The following is a 15,857-nucleotide window of genomic DNA, read 5'->3' as shown; positions in this document are numbered from 1 at the left end:
TCAAAACGACATCTTGCTACACGTGCTATTGCTAGAGATAGACCACACTTCCAGGTGCGCTTTCTTGCGATAAATGCACTGCTGTTGGACTAGAGAATACGTTTGCAGGTTCAGGTGGTCGGTGCGCTGGCGCACAAAGCATTGCGGTATATCAATGGTGTTGCAGATTCACGACAAAGACTTTGGTGTTGAAAAAAACTAATTTTATTGGTGAAATTTTTACAAGCGCGGGCTTTTCCTGGCGGCGCGGCAAGAGGCAATCGTACGACTTGTCACCTGCATGCCACTGTATATTAGCAACAATGATGAGCTTGATAACTAATATTACATTGATGTTGTATTCCTGCCGCGTTCTGTTGCTTTTCCAGGCTTCCGCCAAGCAACTTTTGCGCGCCGCAGCCAGCTCCGCCACTTTTCATCAAGGAGTTACCCGTGCCTGACCTGAGCCATATTCTTACTTCCCCGCTGCCTGGCAAGCTGGGCCCGCTGTGTCTGCTGCTGTCGCTGGGCCTGGCGACGCCGGCCTGGGCCGATAGCGGCGTGTCCCTGTTTTCACCGAGCGGCACGGTCAAGGCCGTGCGCCAGGTACGGGCCCAGTTCGCCACGCCGATGGTGCCGTTCGGCGACATGGGCTTGCCCGCGCCGTTCGCCATCGATTGCGGCAAGGCGGAGCCGGCCGTCGTGGCGGGCGCGGGGCGCTGGGCTGACGAACGCAACTGGAACTTCGATTTCGAGCGCGACTTGCCGGCCGGCGTGGCCTGCAGCTTCACCTTGCAGCCGGGGCTGAAGGATCTGGCGGGCAAGCCTTTGCAGGGAACGGCATCCTACCGCTTTTCCACGGGCGGTCCGGCCATCGTCGAGGCCGTGCCCTATGATGGCCAGCCCTACATCGATGAAAACCAGATCTTCGTGCTGGGCCTGGACGCCGCGCCGAACGAGGCCAGCGTGGCCGCCAACGCGTATTGCCGCGCCGATGGCATCAATGAAAAGATTCCCGTGCGCCTGCTCAAAGGCAAGGAACTGGAGCAGGTATTGACCCTGCGCAAGAGCTTTCTCGACCGCTACCTGACCGTGTACTTCAAGAAGCGGGGCACGGTCTGGAAAGCGGGCATGCCCGTCGCCAGCAAGGGCGCGCCGCCGCTGCCCGTGACCGTGCTGCAATGCAAGCGCAGCTTCCCCGCCAACGCCAAGGTATCCTTGGTGTGGGGCGAGGGCATCGCCAGCGCCGGCGGCATCGCTACGGACAAGGCGCAAACCCTGCAGTTCAAGACGCGGCCCGATTTTACGGCCAAGTTCAGCTGCGAGCGCAGCAATCCGAAGGAGCAGTGCATCCCCTTCCTGCCCATGCGCGTGCAGTTTTCCGCGCCCGTGAGCGCGTCGCTGGTGCGTGCCATGACCCTGAAGGGCGGCGGCAAGACGTATGCGCCGACGATTTCCAAAGAGGAAGAAAAGGCGGAATTCCTGTATGGCGCCGTCTTCAATGGCCCATTCCCTGTGCAGGCCAGCCTGGTGCTGAGCTTGCCGCCGGGCTTGAAGGACGATGCGGGCCGCGCCTTGCTCAACCGCGCGCGCTTCCCCATGACGGTGCGCACGGGCGAACAGCCGCCGCTGCTGAAGTTCCCGGCCCCGTTCGGCATCATCGAAGCGAAGGGCGACGGCTTGCTGCCCGTGACGGTGCGCAATATCGAGCCCGTGCTGTCGGGCAAGGAAATCGCCCAGCCATCCGCTGCCGCCACGGGTGCCACCTTGCGCGTGCCCGACAATGACGACAAGTTCGTCATCGAGTGGATGCAGCGCCTGGCCGGCAATGGCGCCGGGGGCGAGTACTGGCAGCCGTACGCCCAGTATGCGGGCAACATGAGCAAATCCGTGCTGGCGGACGCCGCCGGCACGCGCCCCATCAGCCTGCCGCGCCCCGATGGCAGGAAAACCTTTGAAGTGATCGGCATTCCGCTGCAGAAACCGGGCTTTTATGTAGTCGAGCTGGCCAGCCCCATCCTCGGCAAGGTGCTGCTGGGCAAGCCGACGACGGCGTATATCCGCACGGCCGCGCTGGTGACGAACCTGGCGGCCCACTTCAAGCACGGCGCGCAATCGTCGCTCGTGTGGGTCACGTCGCTGGACAAGGGCGCGCCTGTTGCGAAAGCGCAAGTGGCCGTGCGCGACTGCGCCGGCAAGCTGCTGTGGCAGGGCGCCACGGGCGCGGACGGCGTGGCGCACATCCCCGGCGAGCTGGCCGCTTCCAGCTGCAAGAACAATGGCCGCTACTTTATCAGTGCGCGCAGCGGCGGCGACATGACGTTCACCCTGTCGGACTGGGTGGGCGGCATCGAAGCCTGGCGTTTCAACCTGCCCACGGACGACACGCGCGCCGACAACACCCTGCTGGCGACGGTATTCGACCGCACCCTGCTGCGCGCCGGCGAAACCGTGCACATGAAGCATTTCATCCGCAAGCACACGGGCGAGGGCATGAGCCTGGTCGACAAGAACAACGGCCCCGGCAGCGCCACCTCCATCGTCATCACGCACCAGGGCAGCGACCAGAACTATCAATTACCGCTGCGCTGGTCCGCCGGCGGCACGGCGGAAAGCGACTGGCTCATCCCCGCCGACGCCAAGCAGGGCGAATACAGCGTGACGATGGCTGGCCGTCCGTCCGGCAGATTCCGCGTGGAAGCGTTTCGCGTACCGACCATGAAAGCCGTGCTGCAGGGCCCGAAAGCGCCCGCCGTGCAGGCCAGGCAGCTGGCCCTGGATGCGCAAATCAGCTACCTGGCCGGCGGCGCCGCCACCAACGCGCCCGTCAAGCTGCGTACGGTGCTGCAGGACAAGAGCGTGACGTTTGCCGACTATCCCGACTATAGCTTCAGCAATGGCGACGTGAAGGAAGGTCTTGTCAAGCAGGGCACGGGCTATGACGACGATGAGGGCGAGTGGCAGGACGAGGGCCGTGGCGGCCCCGCCGGCGCCGGCGCGGCTGCCGCGCGCACGCAAAGCTTGACCCTGGACAAGGCGGGCGGCGCGCGCATCGTCATCGACCAGCTGCCGCAGCTGTCCGTGCCGCGCGACCTGGTGGCGGAAATGGCTTTCCAGGATGCGAATGGCGAGACGGCCTCGGTGGCCACGCGCGTGCCGCTGTGGCCCTCCAACTATGTGATCGGCATCAAGCCCGATGCCTGGGCCTTGAGCAAGGATGCCTTCAAGTTCACGGTGGCCGTGCTCGGTACCAATGGCAAGCCGGTGGCGAATGCCCCTGTGGCCGTCGACTTCTTCCAGCGCAACAGCTATTCGCACCGCCGGCGCCTGATCGGCGGCTTCTATGCGTATGAAAACAGCAGCGAAGTCGTCAAGCTGGGCCAAGCGTGCTCGGGCAAGACGGACAACAAGGGCTTGCTGGTCTGCGACGTGAAGGCGCCCGCCAGCGGCAATCTGGTGTTGCGCGCCCGCACGCAGGACAGTGCCGGCAACGCGGCCGTCGCCAACCGCGAAACGTGGGTGGCCGGCGGCGGCGACTGGTGGTTCAACGCCAGCGACAATGACCGCATCGACGTCTTGCCTGAAAAGAAACGCTATGAACCGGGCCAGGAAGCCAGCTTGCAGGTACGCATGCCGTTCCGCGCGGGCACGGCGCTGATCACGGTCGAGCGCGAAGGCATCCTCGACACCTATGTGCGCCAGCTCAATGGCCGGGAACCGGTGGTGACCATCCCGGTCAAACCGAATTATGCGCCGAATGTGTATGTGTCCGTGTTTGTCGTGCGGGGCAGGGTTGATGGCGTGCAGCCGACGGCCCTGGTTGACCTGGGCAAGCCGGCCTACAAGATGGGCATCGCGCCGCTGAACGTGGGGTGGCAGGCGCACGAGCTGAACGTCATGGTGGTGTCCGACAAGGAAGTGTACAAGACGCGCGACAAGGCGGAAGTGTCCGTGCGCGTGCGCCGCGCCGACGGCAAGGCCTTGCCGGCCGGCGCCGAAGTGGCGCTGGCGGCCGTCGACACGGGGCTGCTGGAACTGATGCCCAACGATAGCTGGAAGTTGCTCGATACCATGATGGCGCAGCGCAGCTTGCAAGTGGAAACGGCGACGGCACAGATGCAGGTGATCGGCAAGCGCCATTTCGGCCGCAAGGCCTTCCCGGCTGGCGGTGGCGGCGGCAAGGGCGCCAGCCGCGAGCTGTTCGACACCCTGCTGTTCTGGAAGGGCACCGTCAAGCTCGACGCCAAGGGCGAAGCGACGGTGCAAGTGCCGCTCAACGATTCCTTGACGGGCTTCCGCATCGTTGCCATCGCCAGCGCGGGCAAGGAATTGTTTGGCACGGGCAGCACGGACATCCGCAGCTCGCAAGACTTGATCTTGATGTCGGGCTTGCCGACCCTCGTGCGCGAAGGCGACCAGTTGCGCGCGGGTTTTACTGTGCGCAACACCTCGGCCGCATCCTTGAACGTGGAACTCAACGCCAGCGCGGCAGGCAAGGCGCTGCCGCGCCAAAGCTTGACGTTGGCTGCCGGCGAAGCGCGCGAAACGGGCTGGGATTACCAGGTGCCGCTCGGTGCGCAGAATGTCGTTTGGGAGATAGTCGCCAAGGCGGGCAGCCACACGGACAAGCTGAAAATCACGCAAAAGGTAGGCCAGGCCACGCCCGTGCGCACGTATCAAGCCACCTTGCTGCAGATCGAGAAACCCGTCAATATGTCCGTGCAGATGCCGGCCGGCGCCTTGCCGGGCCGGGGCGGCATCCAGACCAGCTTTGTCGCCAGGCTGGGCGGCGAGTTGCCCGGCGTGCGCGAGTACATGGCCGCCTATCCGTACACCTGCTTCGAGCAAAACACGTCGAAAGCCATCGCCCTGCAAGACCAGGAGGCGTGGAACAAGCTGGCCGCCAGCCTGCCCGCCTATCTGGACAGCGATGGCATGCTGAAATACTTCCCCATCATGGAGCAGGGCAGCGACAGCCTGACGGCCTACGTGCTGTCGGCCACCAGGGAAGCGGGCTATGCGATTCCGGAACAGACGAAGAACCGCATGGAAGCCGCCTTGACGGCCTTCGTGCAGGGCAAGATCGTGCGCCGTTCCGCGCTGGCCACGACCGACCTCGCCGTGCGCAAGCTGGCCGCGCTGGAAGCGCTGTCGCGTTCGAATAAAGTGCCGCCCGATGCGCTGGAGAGCATCAGCATCAGCCCGAACCTGTGGCCCACTTCCGCCGTCATCGACTGGAGCTTGTTGCTGCAACGCACGCCCGGCCTGGCGCGCCGCGATGCGCTGCTGGCCGAGGCGCAGCAGATCTTGCGTTCGCGCCTGAATTTCCAGGGCACGACCATGGGCTTTTCCACCGAGCGCAAGGATAACTGGTGGTGGCTGATGGTGTCCGGCGACGTCAACGCCAACCGTTTATTGCTGGCCGTGATGGACGACCCGGCGTGGAAGGATGACATCGGCCGCCTGGTGCGCGGCAGCATGGGGCGCCAGAAGAAGGGCCGCTGGGATACGACGGTGGCCAACGCCTGGGGTACCCTGGCCATCGCCAGATTCTCGGCCAAATTCGAGTCCACACAAGTGACGGGCGCCAGCGCCGTCAAATTAGGCGGCGATACGCAAGCGCTCGTGTGGAATGGCGCGGCGAAAGTGGGCCCCGTGCTGCAGGCGTGGCCGAAGGGCACGGACACCCTGGGCCTGGCGCACAGCGGTACGGGCAAGCCGTGGGCCACCGTGCAAAGCCTGGCGGCCATCCCGCTCAAGGCGCCCGTCTCCAGCGGCTACACGATCAAGAAAACCATCACACCCGTGGAGCAGAAGACGGCGGGTGCCTGGTCGCGCGGCGACGTCTACCGCGTCCGCCTGGAGTTGTCGGCGCAGGCGGACATGAGCTGGGTGGTGGTCGACGACCCGATACCCGCCAGCGCCAGCGTGCTGGGCAATGGCCTGGGCCGCGATTCGCAGCTGCTGACGGCCGGTGAAAAGTCCACGGGTTGGGTCTGGCCCACGTTCGAGGAACGCGCGTTCGATGCTTTCCGCGCCTATTACGCCTTCGTGCCGAAGGGCAGCTGGAGCGTGGAATACACGGTGCGCCTGAACAATGCCGGGGATTTCAGCCTGCCGGCCACGCGCATCGAGGCCATGTATTCGCCCGAGATGTTTGGCGAAGCGCCGAATGCGAATGTCAAGGTGGGCCAGTGAAGAGTTTGATTTTTATCATGGGCGGCCTGCTGGCCAGCCCGGTCTTCGCCGAGGCGGTCCTGACGCCGGCCCAGGTGCAGGCCGCCTACCGCAGTTCGGAAGCGCAGCTGCTGGACCGCGGCGGCGCATCCTTGCAATCGTTGCGCGTGGATATGAAGGTGCGGCGCTTGCCGTGGGTGCCGCTGGCCGATATTTCCCCCGCCGTGCAGCAGGCCGTGCTGCTGGCGGAAGACCAGCGCTTCATGCGCCATGGCGGCGTGGATGTGTCCGCGCTGGCCACGGCCGCCTGGGACAATCTGTTTTCCAAGAAAGCCCGGGGCGCCTCCACCATCACCATGCAGCTGGCGGGCCAGCTGGACGCGGACTTGCAGGCGTCCTCGGGCGGACGCAGCCTGCGCCAGAAATGGGACCAGATGCGCGCTGCCCAGGCCATCGAGGACAGCTGGAGCAAGGCGCAGATTTTCGAGGCCTACCTGAACCTCGTGTCGTTCCGGGGAGAACTGCAAGGCATCGCCTCCGCCTCGTACAGCCTGTTCGGCAAGGCACCGTCGGGCCTGAACCAGACGGATGGCATCATCCTGGCCAGCCTGGTGCGGGCGCCGAACGCGCCGCCGGCTACCGTCACGCGGCGCGCCTGCGCGCTGGCAAAGGAATGGCGCTTGGACAGCAGCTGCCAGCTGATCGGCCAGCGCGTGCAGACGGCCTTGCAGCGCAATGCGCTGTATGCGGAGCTGGCCCCCGCGCCGCAGGTGGCGCAGCAGTTATTGAAACAGCCGGGCGCGCAGGTCGCCAGCACGCTCGACGGCCCTTTGCAGCGCTTCGCGCAGGAAAACCTGCGCCAGCAACTGGCGTCCTTGCGCGAGCGCAATGTCAATGACGGCGCCATCGTCGTTTTAGATAACCGCAGCGGCGAGATCCTCGCCTATGTGGGCAATGCGGGCGGCAGCCACGTCGATGGCGTGACGGCCCTGCGCCAGGCCGGTTCCACCCTGAAACCATTCCTGTATGAACTGGCCATCGAGCGCCGGCTGATGACGGCCGCCTCCGTCATGGACGACTCCCCGCTGGACGTCGCCACGGCGTCCGGCATGTATGCGCCGCAAAACTACGACCGCAATTTCAAGGGCTACGTCAGCGCCCGCACCAGCCTGGCCAGCTCCCTCAACATTCCCGCCGTGCGCACGGTGCTGCTGACGGGGCAGGACGGTTTTTATAACCGCCTGAAGGACGTGGGGCTGTCCAGCCTGACGGAGCCGGCCGAATACTACGGCCCGTCGCTGGCGCTGGGCTCGTCGGAAGTGACCCTGCTGGAACTGGCCAACGCCTACCGCGCGCTGGCGAATGGCGGGCTGTACAGCACCGCCAGCCTGCAGCCGGGGCATGCTGGCAAGGACCGGCGCCGCGTGATGGAACCGGGCGCCGCCTTCATCGTCGGCGACATCCTGGCCGACCGCGCCGCGCGCAGCATGACCTTTGGCTTGCGCAACGAGCTGGGGACGAATTTCTGGAGCGCCGTCAAGACGGGCACGAGCAAGGACATGCGCGACAACTGGTGCATGGGCTACTCGGAGCGCTACACGGTGGGCGTGTGGGTGGGCAATTTCGACGGCAATCCCATGTGGGACGTGTCGGGCGTGACGGGCGCCGCGCCCGTGTGGCGCGACGTCATGGATTACCTGCACAAGAACGTGCCCAGCCATGCGCCGAAAGCCCCGCCCGGCGTGCTGCAGCAGATGGTGGCGTACCAGCCCGCGCTGGAAGCGCCGCGCCGCGAATGGTTTATCGTCGGCACGGAAAGTCCCGTCATCGCCGTGCTGGGCGACACCGTCAAGCCGCCCGCCATCGTGTATCCGGCCGAGGACAGCATCCTCGCCATCGACCCCGACATCCCGCCCGCCCTGCAGCGCGTCTTCTTCCAGGCACAAGGCAGCCACGGCTTGCGCTGGGTGCTCGACGGCAAGGATATGGGCGGTGCAGCGGAGAGCATCAGCTGGCGCCCCGTGCCGGGCAAGCATGCGCTGGCCCTCGTCGATGACGCCGGCAAGACGGTGGCGCAGGTGGCGTTCCAGGTACGGGGCAATGCCCTGGCGCAGCTGAACTAGGCGGTGTGGCGTCTCCCCTTGGCCCGCTTGCTATCCGCCACTTCCGGCGCCAGCCACAGCAGCAATACCCAGACAAGAAAAGAGAGGCTGCGCTGCAGCGGCACGCTGCACAGGCTGAAAATAATGACCCAGGCGAAAGAGTACGTACGTGGTACTTGCGCGTAATCGAGCAGCCACAGCGTGGCGGCCATGGCGATGAACATGACCGGCAGGGCAAACCACCATTTGCGTTCGATGGGCGACATGACTTCCTAAAAAAGTGTGTTTCACCGATTCTAGCGCAAAAGTTGCTAAAAATTACGGCGCGCTGATGATGTTTGTCAGCGCAATGCGATACGCGGGCTGCACGTCGCCATCCTGGTCAATCTTGTCCGTCATGATCACGCCGAAACCCTGCGCATACCACACGTATTCGCCGCTTTTACCCTTGCTCTTGCCGCCCACGTCGTGCAGTTCGAACTTGCAGGCGTCGGGGAAGCGGCGCCCGCCCAGTTCCAGGCGCTCCCAGCCCAGGAAGGTGATCGAGAAATCGCGTTGATCCGTGCGCGTGGAGGTGGTGATCTTGTCGGACAGGCCCGCCAGCGGGTAGTGGGTGCTCGTTTGCGTGTCCGTGAACTGCACGCGCACTTCCTGGCCCGGGCGCATCCTGGCGGGGATGGCGGACTGCGGCGCGTAGACGTTCTTGCTGCGCACAGTGCCGTCTTCGTTGTAATGGACCGTGCCCGTCAGGAAGACCTGGCCGTCGCGGATGTCCTGGTAGGACGTGGCCAGCAGCACGCCGCCGTCGAGGATCAGCTGGATACCCTTGAGTTTCTTGCCTTCGAAGACTTCCTCGACGTTGACTTGCGCGTCGCCATTGTTCTTGCTGAACTTGACGCCCGTCGTCAGTTCCATGCACTCGCCCACCGTGGTTGCCGCCTGTACGCCTGTGGCCGCCAATACGCCTGCCGCCACCATCGCTTGCCATGCTGCTTTCATTGTCATCCCGGCTATCTTGTAAAGGCGCGATGATAGCGTGCCTTGGAGCAATGTGGCGCAGCGCTGATCTTATTTTGCGGGGGCGGGGGGGATGCTGGGCACAGCGGGTGTAGATGCTGTCGGCTTGCCGCGCCGCGTGCGCTTGTCGGTGCGCGTTTTGGCAGGCTTGCCGTCGTGGATCAGCTTGCCCTTGTTGTCGAGCTTGTCGGATTGGTCCGATTGCTGGCCCGGATCGTTGGCATTGTTGGTGTGGTTGCCCGTCTGGTTCACGTTTGTCGTCGACTGGGCTTGTACCCAGGCGCCGCCGACGGTCATCAGGGTGGCGGCCAGCAAGAGAGCGGCGGTTTTCATGGCAGTGTCCTGTGCAGAAATGAATAAGAGCTTGCATTCTCACACAGGAGACCGCCCGCACGGGTAGGACGCCGCCCCATGGCTGTGTCGGCCATTTGCTTCAGATTAACGGAATTGCTCCGTCGAGATATCAAATCGCTTGAGCTTGTCGTACAGGGTTTTCTTCGGGATATTCAAGCTGGCGGCCGCGTCGATGACGTTGCCATTGTGGCGGCGCAAGGCTTCCTCGATGATGGAAATCTCGAAGGTGTCCACCTGTTCGGCCAGCGACGCTTCGCGGCAGCCGGCGGGACTCAGGGTCTCGTCCAGCAAGCCCAGCACGAAGCGGTCGGCCACGTTGTGCAGTTCGCGCACATTGCCGGCCCAGCGCTGCGCCATCAGCGAGGCGATCAGTTCGCCGCTGACGAGGGCCGCCGGCTGGCCGTAGCGCAGCGCCGCCTGCAGCACGAAAAACTCGAACAGCAGGGGGATATCCTCGCGCCGGTTGCGCAGCGCGGGGAGCGTGAGGCTGGCCACGTTCAGGCGGTAGTACAGGTCGGGCCGGAACTTGCCCTGTTCGGCCAGCACATTGAGGTCTTCCTTGGCGGCGGCGATCACGCGGAAATTGACGGAAATGAGCTTGTTTGAGCCGAGGCGCTCGACTTGCCGTTCCTGCAGCACGCGCAGCAGCTTGACTTGCAGGGCCAGCGGCATGCTTTCGATTTCGTCTAAAAACAAAGTGCCGCCGTTGGCGTACTCGATCTTGCCGATGCGCTGGCGCTGCGCGCCCGTAAATGCGCCTTCCTCGTGGCCGAACAGTTCCGACTCGAAGATCGATTCGGGCAGGGCGCCGCAGTTGATCGCCACGAACGGGTGGTCGCGCCGCTCGCTGAAGTCGTGCAGGCAGCGTGCGATCAGCTCCTTGCCGGTCCCCGTTTCGCCGAGGATGATGATGTCGGCCGACTTCGGCGCCAGGTTCAGCACCAGCTGGCGCACCTTGGCCATGGCCGCGCTGCGGCCCACGATGCGCGCCTCGATGCCGACGCGCTGTTCGAGCTGGCGGCGCAAGTTCATGTTTTCCAGCACCAGGTGGCGTTTATCCAGGGCACGGCGGCACACTTCCACCAGCAGATCGGCGGAAAACGGCTTTTCGATGAAATCGTAGGCGCCGCGACGCATGGCGCCCACGGCCATCGACACGTCGCCGTGGCCCGTGACGAGGATCACGGGCAGGCTGGCATCCTGCGCCACGGCGATATCGAGCAGTTTCAAGCCATCCATGCCGGGCAGCTTGATATCGCTCAATAAAATACCGGCAAATTCGGGTACCAGGTAAGGCAGCGCCTCCTCGGCCGTGGCGACGGCCGTCACTTGCAGGCCCGCCAGTTCCAGCGATTGCCGGGCGCCCTTGCGCACGACGGCGTCGTCTTCCACCAGCAGCACTTGCATGCCTTCAAAATTATTCTCGTGCATTCCCTATTCCTTCGTCTCTATCTTATTCTCCCCCGGGGCGCAGCTCAGGGTGATGGTAAATTGCGCGCCGCCCCCTTCCTGCGCGCTGCGGTTGCGCACGGCCAGGGCGCTGCCGGCCGCGCGCAGTATGCCAGCGCTGATCGACAATCCCAAGCCCAGCCCGTGTTCCTTGGTGGTATAGAAGGGGTCGAAGATCTTGTCGAGCGAAGCGAGCGGGATGCCGGGGCCATTATCGGTGATATGCAGCACGGCAAGGCTGCCTTCGCGCCGCACCTGGAGCCAGATTTGCACGGGCTCGCTTTCCGGCACGGCATCCATTGCGTTCGTGATCAGGTTGGTAAATACCTGTTCCAGGCCGATGGCGTTGCACAGCACGATGATGTCGTCCTCAAGCCAGCTTTCATGCAGGGTCAGGCGCTGCGAGCCTTTGCGCGTGCGGATTTGCAGCATGGTTTGCGCAAACGCCTGCCGCACGCTGACGGGTTTGCGGGCATCGTCGCTGCGCCGCGCAAAGCCCTTCAGCTGCGACGTCACGTAGCCGAGGCGCTTGACGAGGTCGGAAATGGTCGACAGGTTGTCGAGCGCGTCATCGATCTGGCCGCGTGCCAGAAACACCTTGGCATTGTCGGAAAACGTCTGCAGGGCGGCCAGCGGCTGGTTCAGCTCGTGCGTGACGCCGGCCGCCATCTGGCCGATGGCGGCCAGCTTGCCGCTTTGCACCAGTTCCGCCTGGGCATAGCGCAAGGTTTGCTCGGCCCGCTCGCGCTCGGTCACCTCCGCCTGCAGGCGGCCGTTCGCGTGCACGAGGTCGGCAGTGCGCTGCTCGACCTTGATTTCCAGCTGTTCATAGGCACGGGCCAGCGTTTGTTGCGCATTGAGCTTGTCGGCGATGCGGCGCCGGCGCTGGCGCGCATACATCAGGGCCAGCAGCAGCAAGGCCCAGCCCAGCGCGGCGGCGATGGCCGCGTTGCGCGCCGCCTCATTCACCTGGTCGAGCTCGGCCAGCACGGTGATTTGCCATTGCAGCGGGCCCAGCACGCGGTTCACGGCCAGATAGTCCGCCTTGTCGGCACTGCCGGACAGGGCGGGGGAGTCGCCAGCCTGGGGACGTTCCAGGGTCATGACGCTGGCGCCGTCGGCGAACTGGCGCTGCACCTTGTGCGGCAGGATGGGCAGATTTTCTTGCAGGAACTGGCGCTGCTCGCTGATGTCTTTCTTGGCGGCCGGCGACAAAGGCGCCAGGGTCTTGAACTTGAAGGCGGGGGTGGTGGCCAGGATGATCACGCCATTCGCATCCTTGACCCAGATCTGTTCGCCCGCACCGGGCGTGCGCCACGATTGCTCGATCCAGTCCAGGTTGACCTTGGCGGCGACGATGCCGAGGATGCGCCCGTCGCGCTGCACGGGCTGCGAAATGAAATAGCCGGCCTCGAAGGTGGAAAAGCCGATGCCGTAGAAGCGGCCGATGCCGCCCGCAATGGCGTTCTTGAAATACGGACGGAAGCCGTAGTTGACGCCCACATACGAGCTGCGGTCTTGCCAGTTGCTCGACGCCAGGGTCGTGCCCTTGTCGTCGAGCACGTAGACGGCAAAGGCGCCCGCGCGGCGGTTCATGTCGACCAGGTAGGCATTGATCTGCGTGACCTTGTCGGCGCTGGGCCGCTGCAGCAATTGCGCCACCGCATCGCTCTGGGCCACGGCCAGGGGCAGGAATTCGTATTTGTTCAGGGCGCCGCCGATGGACGCCGCATACAGTTCCGCGCGCGAATCTAGCGTGCGGTGCAATTCATCGAGCTGGCGCTGCTTGACCCAGGCATACGAGACCCATGTCAGCACGACCAGCGAGCCCACGGCCAGCAGGGGGCCGAATAGCCTTGGGGTCTGACCCGCCGGGTCAGACCCCAAATAAGTTTGCGGTCGCTTAATCAAGCTACCTCAATCGGCGGTGCTGGCCATCGTCTCGGCGTTATGGTGCCTTTGCTGCTCTTCCATCACCATCTCGCCCAGCATGCGCTTCAGGCGGTTGAACTCGGGGTCGCTCGGGTCGCGCGGGCGGGGCAGTTCGATGGCCACGTCGCGCTTGATGGTGCCGGGACGGTAGGTCATGACGATGGTGCGGTCGGCCAGGTAGATCGATTCCTCGATCGAGTGCGTGACGAAGACGATGGTGGTGCCGAAGACTTTCCAGATTTTCAGCAACTCATCTTGCAGGTTGCGCCGCGTCAAGGCGTCCAGCGCGCCGAACGGTTCATCCATCAGCATGATCGGTGAATCGAGGGCCAGCACGCGGGCGATGGCCACGCGCTGGCGCATGCCGCCGGACAAGTCTTTCGGGTAGCGGGCACGGAATTCCGTCAAGCCCAGCATGCTCAGCAGCATGTCGACCCGTTCCTTGATCTCGGCTGGCGTCTTGCCGGCGATTTCCAGGCCGAAGGCGATATTGCTTTCGATGGTCATCCAGGGGAACAGCGCGTATTCCTGGAACACCATGCCGCGGTCGGGACCGGGCTCGGTGATCAGCTTGCCGCCGGCCAGGATCTGGCCCGAGGTCGGCTGCGAAAAGCCGGCGATGGCGTTGAGCAAGGTCGACTTGCCGCAGCCGGACGGTCCCAGCAGGCAGATGAACTCGCCGCTGGCGATTTCCAGGTTGATGTCCTTCAGGGCGATGACGTCCGCGCCGCCCGTGGTGAAGATTTTATTGACTGCATTGATATTGATCGTGGTCATGGCCGTTCCTCTCAGTGTTCCAGGCCGCGGTGCCACTGCAGCAAATGATTATTCAGGGCATTCATGGCCATGTCGATGGCCAGGCCGAACAGGCCGATGGTAAACATGCCGGCGATAATCTTGTCAGACCAAAAATACTCGCGCGCTTCCAGGATGCGGAAACCGAGGCCGCTATTGACGGCGATCATTTCCGCCACGATCACGACGATGAAGGCCGTGCCCATGCCGATGCGCGCGCCGGCCAGGATATACGGCGTGGCCGCCGGCAGGATGACGCGGCGGAACATGGTCATCTGGCTGGCGCCCAGGTTGCGTGCGGCGCGGATATAGATGCCGTCGACCTGGCGCACGCCGGCGATGGTATTCATCAGCACGGGGAAGAAGGAACCGATGCTGATCAGGAAGAAGGCGGGCGGGTTGCCCAGGCCGAACCACAGGATCGCCAGCGGAATGTAGGCGATCGGCGGAATCGGGCGCAGCACCTGCACCAGCGGGTCGAACAGTTTATAGATGGTCTTGTTGGTGCCCATCAGCAAGCCCAGCGGCAAGGCCAGGCCGGCGCCGATGGCGAAGCCGCCCAGCACGCGCGACAGGCTGGCCCAGGCGTCGTGCGGCAGTTCGCCGGAGAACATCCACACCAGGTAGTTGCCCGCTTCGGGCGTGTACGCTTGCATCGGCATCAGGTATTCATACCACTTCACCAGCACGGCCACGGGCGAGGGCAGGATTTGCGGGTTGATCCAGCCGAAGGTCGACATGGCTTGCCACAGCAGCAGCACGGCGACGGGCACGGCGGCGCCGTGCGCGAAGCGTTTCATCATTTGAATATTCATCGTGACACTTTCAGATTAGCGTGGTCGTGGTTAGCGTGGGACATAGGACTTCTTGGCTTTTTCCAGCAGATCCAGTTTGACCCAATCCTTGGCGGCAGGCGCCTTGGCCATGCGGCCCACGCCGAATTTCACCATGTAGTCGGTGGTCAGCTGCACGTGGCTTTGCGTGATGTCTTCCGTGAAGATGGCGTTGTCGATGGCGTCGCGGTAATCGTCGCTCGTGATCTGGTTCTTGAACATCGATTCGCGCACGTATTTTTCCGCCAGTTTCGGGTCGGCCAAGAACGCCCGCGTGGCGGCGACGAAGCAATCCATGAAGCGCTGGGCCACGGCCGGCTTTTCCTTGTACATCTTTTCCGTCATCACGAGGGCGCGCACGGGCTCGCCCAGCGGCGTGTCGTAGGGCTTGATGATGGCCGCGCCGTATTTCTTGTGGATCGCCTGCGTCGAGTACGGTTCGGACTGGCTCATGACGTCGATATCCTTGGTCAGCAGCGCCTGGTTCAGGTCAGGGTAGCCCATGTACAGGATCTGCACGTCCTTGCCCGGCTTGTCGGACCAGCTCAGCTTGGCCTTGGTCAATTCGGCAAACAGCAGGATTTCCTGCGGGCCGCCGCGCGTGACGCCGACTTTCTTGCCTTTCAGGCCAGCAATATCCTTGATGTTGAGGTCGGGACGCCCGACGATCTGCACGCCGCCCTTGGCGAAGCCGCCCACCAGGTACACGGGCAAGCCCGTGGCGCGGCCCGTGATGGCCGCTTCCAGCGCGCTGGCGGAGACGTCGATTTCGCCGGCGATCATGGCTGGCACGATGTCGAGGCCCTTGGCGAAGATGCGCTCTTCAATTTTCAGGTCGTATTTGGGCGCGATTTCCTTCATGTAGGCGACGGCGCCGTAATGGGCGAATTTCAGGTTGCCCAGGCGAACCAGATCGGCCGCATGGGCCGCCAGCGGGAATTGCGCGGCCAGTGCGACGGCCACGGCCAGTGCCTTGGTGTTCAGGACGGATGCGATGCGGAAGGTGCTTGCCATGCTGTTGTCTCCAAAAAAGGTAGATGGTTTTTATATTGGGTGAGGCTGCCGCTCTGGTGGCGGTTACAAAAATATAAAAGCATCTTCCGTGCCAGTGGAGCGCATTTTGGCGTTTATTGCAAGTGATTGTTTATAAAGGTTTAATTTGAATCTATTGAAAATGGGAAATGGCGAGATTCCGCCTTTCCGCACGGCGAGGGGAAAG

General features: G+C 63.8%; 10 protein-coding genes. 2 read left to right on the top strand and 8 right to left on the bottom strand.

Translation table 11 applies throughout. From position 1 onward, the window contains the following. The first annotated feature begins 432 nt into the window (after positions 1 to 432). Both AC0V2Y_RS02150 and pbpC read left to right on the top strand, forming a co-directional pair. Positions 433 to 6,177 (top strand): alpha-2-macroglobulin family protein, encoded by a 5,745-nt coding sequence (locus AC0V2Y_RS02150; RefSeq protein WP_475413706.1) that lies wholly within the window; start codon positions 433 to 435, stop codon positions 6,175 to 6,177. Positions 6,178 to 6,194: 17 nt separating this feature from the next. Next, a complete protein-coding gene (pbpC, locus tag AC0V2Y_RS02145; protein ID WP_475413731.1) occupies positions 6,195 to 8,279 on the top strand; it encodes a penicillin-binding protein 1C in 2,085 nt (694 codons plus the stop codon). Here the strand turns inward: pbpC and AC0V2Y_RS02140 are convergent. From AC0V2Y_RS02140 to AC0V2Y_RS02105, 8 genes are all read right to left on the bottom strand, one after another. Beyond that, positions 8,276 to 8,524 carry a hypothetical protein gene (locus AC0V2Y_RS02140; protein WP_475413705.1) on the bottom strand — a complete coding sequence of 83 codons (249 nt, stop codon included), beginning with the start codon at positions 8,522 to 8,524 and terminating at the stop codon, positions 8,276 to 8,278. The two genes, pbpC and AC0V2Y_RS02140, sit on opposite strands and share 4 nt — an antisense overlap. 52 nt (positions 8,525 to 8,576) lie before the next feature. Beyond that, positions 8,577 to 9,263: a hypothetical protein gene (locus tag AC0V2Y_RS02135; protein WP_475413704.1), complete on the bottom strand. Its 687-nt coding sequence runs from the start codon at positions 9,261 to 9,263 to the stop codon at positions 8,577 to 8,579. A 63-nt stretch (positions 9,264 to 9,326) separates the two neighbouring features. After that, positions 9,327 to 9,608: a hypothetical protein gene (locus AC0V2Y_RS02130; RefSeq protein WP_475413703.1), complete on the bottom strand. Its 282-nt coding sequence runs from the start codon at positions 9,606 to 9,608 to the stop codon at positions 9,327 to 9,329. Between the two features lie 105 nt (positions 9,609 to 9,713). Next, positions 9,714 to 11,060 carry a sigma-54-dependent transcriptional regulator gene (locus tag AC0V2Y_RS02125; RefSeq protein ID WP_436500614.1) on the bottom strand — a complete coding sequence of 449 codons (1,347 nt, stop codon included), beginning with the start codon at positions 11,058 to 11,060 and terminating at the stop codon, positions 9,714 to 9,716. 3 nt (positions 11,061 to 11,063) lie between these two features. Further along, positions 11,064 to 12,965 (bottom strand): sensor histidine kinase, encoded by a 1,902-nt coding sequence (locus tag AC0V2Y_RS02120; RefSeq protein ID WP_475413702.1) that lies wholly within the window; start codon positions 12,963 to 12,965, stop codon positions 11,064 to 11,066. 30 nt (positions 12,966 to 12,995) lie between these two features. Next, entirely contained in the window at positions 12,996 to 13,787 is a 792-nt protein-coding gene (locus AC0V2Y_RS02115; RefSeq protein WP_077401587.1) for an ABC transporter ATP-binding protein, read from the bottom strand. Between the two features lie 11 nt (positions 13,788 to 13,798). Beyond that, positions 13,799 to 14,608 (bottom strand): ABC transporter permease, encoded by an 810-nt coding sequence (locus AC0V2Y_RS02110; RefSeq protein ID WP_373631952.1) that lies wholly within the window; start codon positions 14,606 to 14,608, stop codon positions 13,799 to 13,801. A gap of 42 nt (positions 14,609 to 14,650) precedes the next feature. Then, the gene (locus AC0V2Y_RS02105) at positions 14,651 to 15,652 is read right to left on the bottom strand and encodes an ABC transporter substrate-binding protein (protein WP_475413701.1); all 1,002 of its coding nucleotides are present in this window, start codon (positions 15,650 to 15,652) and stop codon (positions 14,651 to 14,653) included. Positions 15,653 to 15,857 lie beyond the last annotated feature (205 nt).

It is taken from the genome of Janthinobacterium sp. BHSEK, from assembly GCF_056174685.1.
Note: the sequence above shows the minus strand (reverse complement) of the source record. Positions and strands in the feature narration are given on the sequence as shown.